9 protein-coding genes are annotated in these 8,834 nt (G+C 58.1%); 5 read left to right on the top strand and 4 right to left on the bottom strand.

All coding sequences use genetic code 11. From position 1 onward, the window contains the following. Nucleotides 1–66 precede the first annotated feature (66 nt). A complete protein-coding gene (locus PMI23_RS15200) occupies nucleotides 67–435 on the bottom strand; it encodes a hypothetical protein (RefSeq protein ID WP_007919927.1) in 369 nt (122 codons plus the stop codon). A gap of 224 nt (nucleotides 436–659) precedes the next feature. Here PMI23_RS15200 and PMI23_RS15195 point away from each other — a divergent pair, with 224 nt between their 5' ends. Both PMI23_RS15195 and PMI23_RS15190 read left to right on the top strand, forming a co-directional pair. Further along, nucleotides 660–1,958 (top strand): serine protein kinase PrkA, encoded by a 1,299-nt coding sequence (locus PMI23_RS15195; RefSeq protein ID WP_007919928.1) that lies wholly within the window; start codon nucleotides 660–662, stop codon nucleotides 1,956–1,958. Continuing rightward, complete coding sequence (locus PMI23_RS15190) at nucleotides 1,951–2,739, top strand: MlaA family lipoprotein (RefSeq protein WP_007919929.1); 789 nt, start codon at nucleotides 1,951–1,953, stop codon at nucleotides 2,737–2,739. The genes PMI23_RS15195 and PMI23_RS15190 overlap by 8 nt, the downstream gene beginning before the upstream one ends. A gap of 92 nt (nucleotides 2,740–2,831) precedes the next feature. Here the strand turns inward: PMI23_RS15190 and PMI23_RS15185 are convergent, their stop codons facing one another. Further along, complete coding sequence (locus PMI23_RS15185; RefSeq protein WP_007919930.1) at nucleotides 2,832–3,746, bottom strand: DUF808 domain-containing protein; 915 nt, start codon at nucleotides 3,744–3,746, stop codon at nucleotides 2,832–2,834. Between the two features lie 135 nt (nucleotides 3,747–3,881). On the opposite strand from PMI23_RS15185, the gene PMI23_RS15180 reads away from it, so the two are divergent. Continuing rightward, nucleotides 3,882–4,487, top strand: a complete 606-nt coding sequence (locus tag PMI23_RS15180) for a TetR/AcrR family transcriptional regulator (protein ID WP_007919931.1) — start codon at nucleotides 3,882–3,884, stop codon at nucleotides 4,485–4,487. 131 nt (nucleotides 4,488–4,618) lie between these two features. On the opposite strand, the gene PMI23_RS15175 is transcribed toward PMI23_RS15180, so the two are convergent. Beyond that, complete coding sequence (locus tag PMI23_RS15175; protein ID WP_042704959.1) at nucleotides 4,619–5,077, bottom strand: REP-associated tyrosine transposase; 459 nt, start codon at nucleotides 5,075–5,077, stop codon at nucleotides 4,619–4,621. 211 nt (nucleotides 5,078–5,288) lie between these two features. After that, nucleotides 5,289–5,729, bottom strand: coding sequence for a GlcG/HbpS family heme-binding protein (locus PMI23_RS15170; RefSeq protein WP_007919933.1), 441 nt, complete (start codon nucleotides 5,727–5,729; stop codon nucleotides 5,289–5,291). A 268-nt stretch (nucleotides 5,730–5,997) separates the two neighbouring features. Here PMI23_RS15170 and gcl point away from each other — a divergent pair, with 268 nt between their 5' ends. Both gcl and hyi read left to right on the top strand, forming a co-directional pair. Next, nucleotides 5,998–7,773, top strand: a complete 1,776-nt coding sequence (gcl, locus tag PMI23_RS15165) for a glyoxylate carboligase (protein ID WP_007919935.1) — start codon at nucleotides 5,998–6,000, stop codon at nucleotides 7,771–7,773. A gap of 192 nt (nucleotides 7,774–7,965) precedes the next feature. Continuing rightward, entirely contained in the window at nucleotides 7,966–8,748 is a 783-nt protein-coding gene (hyi, locus tag PMI23_RS15160) for a hydroxypyruvate isomerase (protein WP_007919936.1), read from the top strand. The last annotated feature ends 86 nt before the right edge of the window (nucleotides 8,749–8,834 follow it).

The raw sequence follows: 8,834 nt of genomic DNA, 5'->3' as shown, positions 1-8,834 counted from the left end.
TCGGCAACTCCTACAAGGTGTACGCCATTTCAATGTAGGAGCTGCCGAAGGCTGCGATCTTTTCCATCAGGCGCTACGTGACTCGCGGACCAACCGCAACCCGGCAATCACCAGCGCAAACACTGCCAACGTGGTGTTGTACAACGCCAGTGCCGGCATCCCAAACACCAGCGCCAGCACCGCCAGCCACCACCCTGCCCGCCCCGGCAAGACAAAACCGATCAACGCCGCACCCAGCGCCGTCCAGCCCAACACCTTGAAGTGAATCATCAAGCCAAGGTTCGACCGCACCTGACATTCCCAACGGCTGGCCTCGTCGACGCAGATGCCCACCCACTTGCCGTCTTCCATAAAGCCATACCGCGCGCCATAACTGGCGGCCAGCCACAACGGCAACAGAACGAGCAGTAAAATCACGGGCAAACGGCGGGACATGAAACACTCCAATCTTCGGAAATCGGCGGCCAGCTTAATCTGCCGCCAGCCGTGTGCAAGAACTAACAACTGTTAACTGTTCATTCAGGGCGTGCAAAGTGTATCGTCCAGCTACTATTACTCCGAATTCTGCCTGTTTGGTGCCGCAGCATGGCACTTTGGCGCAACCCCGGTGGTCATAGCCTGCGAACTTCATTCGGCACCTTCCTCTAAGGGATCTAGTCATGCTCCGTTCCTTGCGCTTCGCCGCGCTGTTCAGCGGCCTTATTTTGAGTGCGTCCGCACTGGCGGTGGATATCGACGCCGCCAGTTATGGCTACCCCCTGACCAACCCGTTCGAGGCGACCATCGCCACGACGCCGCCGGACTTGCGCCCGGAATTGCCGCTGGACGACGACATCAATCAGTCGGACCGCAGCCTGACCTTGCGCCCGGAGCGAGAGTTCATCCTGCCGGACAACTTCTGGGCGGTGAAAAAGCTCACCTACCGCATCGCCACCCAGGACAAACCGGCCCCGCTGATCTTTCTGATTGCCGGCACCGGCGCACGTTATGACAGCACGCTCAACGAATACCTGAAAAAGCTCTACTACAAGGCCGGCTACCACGTCGTGCAGTTGTCGTCGCCGACCAGTTTCGACTTCATCAGCGCCGCCTCACGCTTCGCCACCCCGGGCGTGACCAAGGAAGATGCCGAAGACATGTACCGGGTGATGCAAGCCGTGCGCGCGCAAAACCCGAAACTGCCGGTGACCGAGTACTACCTGACCGGTTACAGCCTCGGCGCCCTCGATGCTGCTTTCGTTGCGCATCTGGACGAGACGCGCCGCAGCTTCAATTTCAAGAAAGTCCTGCTGCTCAATCCGCCGGTCAACCTCTACACATCGGTGACCAACCTCGACAAGCTCGTGCAAACCGAGGTGAAAGGCATCAACACCAGCACCACATTCTACGAGCTGGTGCTGTCCAAGCTGACCCGCTACTTCCAGCAGAAAGGCTACATCGACCTCAATGACGCGCTGCTTTACGACTTCCAGCAGTCCAAGCAGCACCTGACCAACGAACAGATGGCGATGTTGATTGGCACCTCGTTCCGTTTCTCGGCAGCCGACATTGCCTTTACCTCGGACCTGATCAACCGTCGCGGCCTGATCACCCCGCCGAAATTCCCGATCACCGAAGGCACCAGCCTCACGCCGTTCCTCAAGCGTGCGTTGCAGTGCGACTTCGACTGTTACCTGACCGAACAGGTCATTCCGATGTGGCGTGCACGCACCGACGGCGGCAGCCTGCTGCAACTGATCGATCAGGTGAGCCTGTATGCGCTCAAGGATTACCTGCACGACAGCCCGAAAATCGCCGTGATGCACAACGCCGATGACGTGATCCTCGGTCCGGGCGACCTCGGTTTCCTGCGCAAGACCTTCGGTGATCGACTGACCGTTTATCCACTGGGCGGCCATTGCGGCAATCTTAACTACCGCGTCAACAGCGACGCCATGCTGGAGTTCTTCCGTGGCTAAATATCTCCTGCTGATGGCAGCGCTCCTCTGCGCAGGCGTGGCCCAGGCCGACAACAGTAAAGCCAACGCACCGGTCGTCGTCGACAGCGACGGCTTCAAGGAACCGCTGTCCAAACTCAAGTTCAACCCGGGGCTGGATCAGCGCGAATTCGAGCGTTCGACGCTCAACGCGCTGAACGTCTACGATCCGTTGGAGTCGTGGAACCGCCGGGTTTACCACTTCAACTATCGCTTCGACCAATGGGTGTTCCTGCCGGTGGTCGATGGCTATCGCTACATCACGCCGAGCTTCGTGCGCACAGGCGTAAGCAACTTCTTCAACAACCTCGGTGACGTGCCGAATCTGGTCAACAGCCTGTTGCAGTTCAAAGGCCAGCGCTCGATGGAAACCACCGCGCGCCTGCTGCTCAACACCACCATCGGCATCGCCGGTCTGTGGGACCCGGCTACTGCCATGGGCCTGCCGCGCCAGAGCGAAGACTTCGGTCAGACCCTGGGCTTCTACGGTGTACCGGGCGGCGCCTACTTCGTGCTGCCGATCTTCGGACCGTCGAACATCCGTGACACTGCCGGTCTTGCCGTGGATTACACCGCCGAATCGGCGATCAACTTCCTCAACGTCTCGGAAGTCAGCTCCAACCATCCGGAAGTCTGGGCGTTGCGTGCAGTCGACAAGCGTTATCAGACCAGCTTCCGTTACGGCCAGATGAACTCGCCGTTCGAGTACGAGAAGGTGCGTTACGTGTACACCGAAGCGCGCAAGTTGCAGATCGCCGAATAGTTTTTGGCAGGTACAAAAAAGGGCCATTCGATGCGAGTCGAATGGCCCTTTTTCAATGGCACAACACTCCTACAAAGGTTATGTGTTGTTGATCAGTTTTTCAGGGCTTTCCAGATCTTGCCGACAACGGCAACCACCGCCAGCACCACCGCGCCAGCGATGATCCCCGCCACACCATTAAGCAACATCGGCACCGCAAACCCGGCACTACCGGCCGCCGCGCCAACGCCTTCAATCCAGTCATGCACTACCGGCACGCCATGGGTGAGGATGCCGCCGCCGACCAGGAACATCGCCGCCGTACCGACCACCGACAGGGTTTTCATCATGTACGGTGCCGCACTCAGGATGGCGCTGCCGACTTTCTTAGCGACCTGCCCAGGCTTTTGCGTCAGCCACAGGCCGAGATCGTCGAGTTTGACGATGCCCGCCACCAGGCCATAAACGCCCACCGTCATCACAATCGCAATGCCGGACATCACGATCACTTGCTGAGTCAGCGAGGCCGTTGCCACGGTGCCCAGAGTGATGGCGATAATCTCTGCCGAGAGGATGAAGTCAGTGCGAATCGCGCCTTTGATCTTATCCTTTTCGTACGCCACCAGATCGGTCGCCGGATCAGCTACCGCCTCAGTCAGTTGCGCATGTTCGGCCTCGTCTTCAGCCTTGCTGTGCAGAAACTTGTGCGCAAGCTTCTCGAAACCTTCGAAACACAGATACGCACCACCCACCATCAACAACGGTGTTACCAGCCACGGTACGAACGCACTGATCGCCAGCGCCGACGGCACGAGGATCAATTTGTTGACGAAAGAACCTTTGGCCACGGCCCAGACCACCGGGATTTCCCGCTCGGCACGCACGCCGGAGACCTGCTGGGCGTTGAGCGCCAGATCATCGCCGAGCACCCCGGCGGTCTTCTTGGCAGCCATTTTGGTCATCAACGCCACGTCGTCCAGCACGGTGGCAATATCGTCGATCAGCACCAGCAAACTGCTTCCTGCCATGAATCCTGTTTCCTTTTATGTATGAATGTTGCGAAGCATAACGCGACCGCAGGCCACATGGGGCATTGTTGAGCGCTGCGCGAGGCCGGTGCTACCATGCGCAACCGCCAGAACAGGCAAGGAACCACCGGGTTTATGAGCACAATCCGCGAGCGCAACAAAGAACTGATCCTGCGTGCCGCCAGTGAGGAGTTTGCCGACAAGGGCTTCGCTGCGACCAAAACCAGCGACATCGCCGCCAAGGCGGGATTGCCCAAGCCCAACGTCTACTACTACTTCAAGTCCAAGGAAAACCTTTACCGCGAGGTATTGGAAAGCATCATCGTGCCGATTTTGCAGGCCTCGACCCCGTTCAATCCGGACGGCGTACCGAGCGAAGTACTGAGTGGCTACATCCGCTCGAAGATCCGCATCTCCCGCGACCTGCCCTTCGCCTCGAAAGTATTTGCCAGCGAAATCATGCACGGTGCGCCACATTTGAGCGCCGATCTGGTCGAGCAACTCAACGGCCAGGCCAAGCACAACATCGACTGTATCCAGAGCTGGATCGACCGCGGCCAGATCGCCCCGATCGACCCTAATCACCTGATGTTCAGCATCTGGGCCGCGACCCAGACCTACGCCGACTTCGACTGGCAGATTTCTGCGGTGACCGGCAAAGACAAGCTGGACGAGGCGGATTATGAAGCGGCGGCACAGACGATTATCCGGTTGGTGTTGAAGGGGTGTGAGCCGGACTGAAGTATTGCGGTGACGCCATCGCTGGCAAGCCAGCTCCCACAGGTTTATGTGTTGAATTCAGATTTGGCAAACAACACAAATACCTGTGGGAGCTGGCTTGCCAGCGATGGAGGCAACTCGGTTCAAAATTGTTAAAGCCAAACGGCATCCCACAGCGGATAGTCGCCAATCTTTTCGACGAGTCCCGCCCGTAAAGGGTTGGCTACGACATATCGCGCCATTTTCACCAGATCCTCTTCCCGCCGCAGCGCACGATCGTGAAAGCCCTGCTGCCAAAGCGGACCTTTCCTGTTGATAGAAATATTCACTTCCCGCGTAATCAACGACTTGGTTTCGCGCATCAGCTTTTTGAGCGAACAATTTTCCAGTTCGACCAGCCAGTGAAAATGATCGGGCATGACAACCCAAGCCAGTGAGTTCGCTAATCCGAGGTCTTGTGCCCGCCGAAATTGATGAACCACCAATCTGCCCAAAACGAAATCGGCAAAGATCGGTTCGCGATCAAGTGTGTTAGTGGTCAGTAGATAGATTCTATTAGGCTCGGCATAGCGGCCGGCACGCAGACGATGTGAAGCAGGAAGATCAGGCAATCCATTGCCCCTTCATGATGAGTTCATCAAAAGGCTAGACCTCAGTGATCTATTTGGCTGGACATGTCTTTTTTCATGATGTGTCAGTCAGGCCGCCATCGCTGGCAAGCCAGCTCCCACAGGGTTTTGTATTGGTTACAAAATCTCAATACGACAGAGAACCTTGTGGGAGCTGGCTTGCCAGCGATGACTTTCGGTCAGACGCTACAGATCAAGCAGCCACCCCCGCATCCGCCCGCAACTCCAGCGCCTCCACAGCTTTAATCGCCACCTGCTCATCAATGTCCGACAAATCCCCGCTAATCCCGATCGCACCCAGCACATTCCCCGCCTGATCCCGAATCAACACACCACCCGGTGCCGGCACGACGCTGCCCTGGCCCATGCTGTTCAGCGCGGCAATAAACGCCGGGCGTTGTTGTGCATCCAGTGCCAGCAGGCGCGAGCCTTTACCCAAGGCAATCGCGCCCCAGGCTTTGCCGATGGCGATGTTCGGGCGCAGCAGGCTGGCGCCGTCTTCGCGTTGCAAGGTGATCAGGTGGCCGCCGGTATCGAGTACCGCGATGGTCAGCGGCGCGGCGTTGATGCCGCGCCCTGCATTGATGGCCTGATTGACCAGGTTGACTGCGACTTTCAAGGTTAAAGCGCTCATGGTGCCGTCCTCATTTTGTTATAGGGAAAGTCGTGGGCCTGCGGTTTTGTGCCGCAGGCCGATGCAACAAATAGAACACAATGAGTTATTTTTTTGTATACAATAATTCTCGAAAAGCGCCACATGCGACGAAAAGCCACACTCAGACAGGCTTCCGACGAATGAAACAGGCGCTTGAGAAAATGGATTGACCTGCGCCGTCCGCCGTGAATAAACTCTGCGCAAAGCCACTTGTATACAATTACAAAACGTAAAGAGGCACAAAACCATGAGCAAAATGAGAGCAATCGAAGCCGCCGTTCTGGTGATGCGCCGTGAAGGGGTTGATACCGCTTTTGGCATCCCGGGCGCTGCCATCAACCCGCTGTACTCCGCCTTGCAGAAAGTCGGTGGCATCGATCACGTCCTTGCTCGCCACGTTGAAGGCGCCTCGCACATGGCCGAGGGCTACACCCGCACCAAGGCCGGCAACATCGGCGTGTGCATCGGCACTTCCGGCCCTGCCGGTACCGACATGGTCACCGGGCTCTACAGCGCCTCGGCCGACTCGATTCCAATCCTCTGCATTACCGGCCAGGCACCCCGCGCCCGTATGCACAAGGAAGACTTCCAGGCTGTCGACATCACCAGCATCGTCAAGCCAGTGACCAAGTGGGCGACCACTGTTCTGGAACCGGGCCAAGTGCCTTACGCGTTCCAGAAAGCCTTCTTCGAAATGCGCTCCGGCCGCCCAGGCCCGGTGCTGATCGACCTGCCGTTCGACGTGCAGATGGCCGAAATCGAATTCGACATCGACGCCTACCAGCCACTGCCATTGGCCAAGCCGACCGCGACCCGCGTTCAGGTTGAAAAAGCTTTGGCTTTGCTTGATCAGGCTGAGCGTCCATTGCTGGTGGCCGGCGGCGGCATCATCAACGCCGACGCCAGCGATCTGCTGGTTGAATTCGCTGAACTGACCGGCATTCCGGTGATCCCGACCCTGATGGGCTGGGGCACCATCCCGGACGATCACCCGTTGATGGTCGGCATGGTCGGTCTGCAGACTTCGCATCGTTACGGCAACGCCACCATGCTGAAATCCGACGTGGTGTTGGGGATCGGTAACCGTTGGGCTAACCGTCACACCGGTTCGGTTGACGTTTACACCGAAGGTCGCAAGTTCATTCACGTCGACATCGAAGGCACGCAGATCGGTCGTGTGTTCACCCCGGATCTGGGCATCGTTTCCGACGCCGCTGCTGCGCTGACCGTGTTCATCGAAGTGGCCCGTGAATGGCAAGCCGCCGGCAAGCTGAAAAACCGCAGTGCCTGGCTGCAAGACTGCCAGCAGCGCAAAGCCAGCCTGCATCGCAAGACCCACTTCGACAACGTGCCGGTAAAACCGCAACGCGTTTACGAAGAAATGAACCAGGTGTTCGGCAAGGACACCTGCTACGTCAGCACCATTGGTCTGTCGCAGATTGCCGGCGCGCAGTTCCTGCACGTCTACAAGCCGCGTCACTGGATCAACTGCGGTCAGGCCGGCCCGTTGGGCTGGACCATTCCGGCTGCGCTGGGCGTGGTCAAGGCCGATCCGAGCCGGAAAGTCGTGGCCCTGTCGGGGGACTATGACTTCCAGTTCATGATCGAAGAACTGGCGGTCGGCGCTCAGTTCAAACTGCCATACATCCACGTCGTGGTGAACAACTCGTACCTGGGTCTGATCCGTCAGGCCCAGCGCGGGTTCGAAATGGACTACTGCGTGCAGCTGTCCTTCGATAACCTGAACGCGCCGGAACTCAACGGTTACGGTGTTGACCACGTCGCAGTGGCTGAAGGCCTCGGCTGTAAGGCACTGCGTGTGTTCGAACCATCGGAAATCGCCCCTGCCCTGCGCAAGGCCGAACAGATGATCGAAGAGTTCAAGGTGCCGGTGATCGTCGAGATTATTCTGGAGCGTGTGACCAACATCTCCATGGGCACCGAGATCAACGCCGTCAACGAATTCGAAGACCTGGCGCTGGTCGGCAACGATGCGCCAACGGCGATTTCGCTGCTTGATTGAACGTAGCTAGCCCCCTCTCCCTCCGGGCGGTCCGACGTTTCGGGAGGGCTGGGGTGAGGGAAAGGTTTTGCGGTGCTCGCAAAATTCGGATCAGACTCAGGGTCCCCCTCACCCTAACCCTCTCCCCCAGGAGAGGGGACTGATCGCGAACAATCTGACCCACCGTGTCACATCCGTTTTTAGGAGACCACCATGCCGCGTTTCGCAGCCAACCTGTCCATGCTGTTTACCGAACAGGATTTCCTTGCCCGTTTCGACGCCGCCGCCAAGGCTAGTTTCAGCGGTGTCGAGTACCTGTTCCCGTACGACTTCAGCTCTGCCGAAATCAAGGCCAGGCTCGACGCCAACGGTCTGACTCAAGTGCTGTTCAACCTGCCGGCCGGAGACTGGGCCAAGGGCGAGCGCGGTATCGCGTGCCTGCCGGATCGGGTCGAAGAGTTCCGCGCCGGTGTCGATCTGGCGATTGCCTATGCGCAAGTGCTGGGCAACACCCAGATCAACTGCCTGGCCGGTATTCGTCCACAAGGCGTTGACGATGCCACGGTAGAAAAAACCTTCATCGCCAACCTGAAATACGCCGCCGACAAGCTGCAGGCAGCGGGCATCAAACTGGTGATGGAAGCGATCAACACCCGCGACATCCCGGGTTTCTACCTGAACAACACGGCGCAAGCCCTGTCGATTCGCGAGCAGGTCGGCAGCGCCAACCTGTTCCTGCAATACGACATCTATCACATGCAAATCATGGAAGGCGATCTGGCCCGCACCCTGCAATCGCATCTGGGCGAGATCAACCATGTGCAGCTCGCGGACAACCCGGGCCGCAACGAACCCGGCACTGGTGAAATCAACTACCGCTTCCTGTTCGAACACCTTGATCGCATCGGTTATCAGGGTTGGGTGGGTTGTGAATACAAGCCGCTGACCACGACCGAAGCAGGCCTCGGCTGGCTGAAAACCCACAACGCAATCTGAACGAACACATGATCCTGTAGGAGCTGCCGAAGGCTGCGATCTTTTGATCTTGTTTTTACAGATCAAGATCAAAAGATCGTCCGAAC

The organism is Pseudomonas sp. GM24 (assembly GCF_000282235.1).
Lineage (GTDB): Bacteria > Pseudomonadota > Gammaproteobacteria > Pseudomonadales > Pseudomonadaceae > Aquipseudomonas.
The sequence above is the reverse complement of the archived record's forward strand: the minus strand, read 5'-3'. Positions and strand labels throughout refer to the sequence as shown.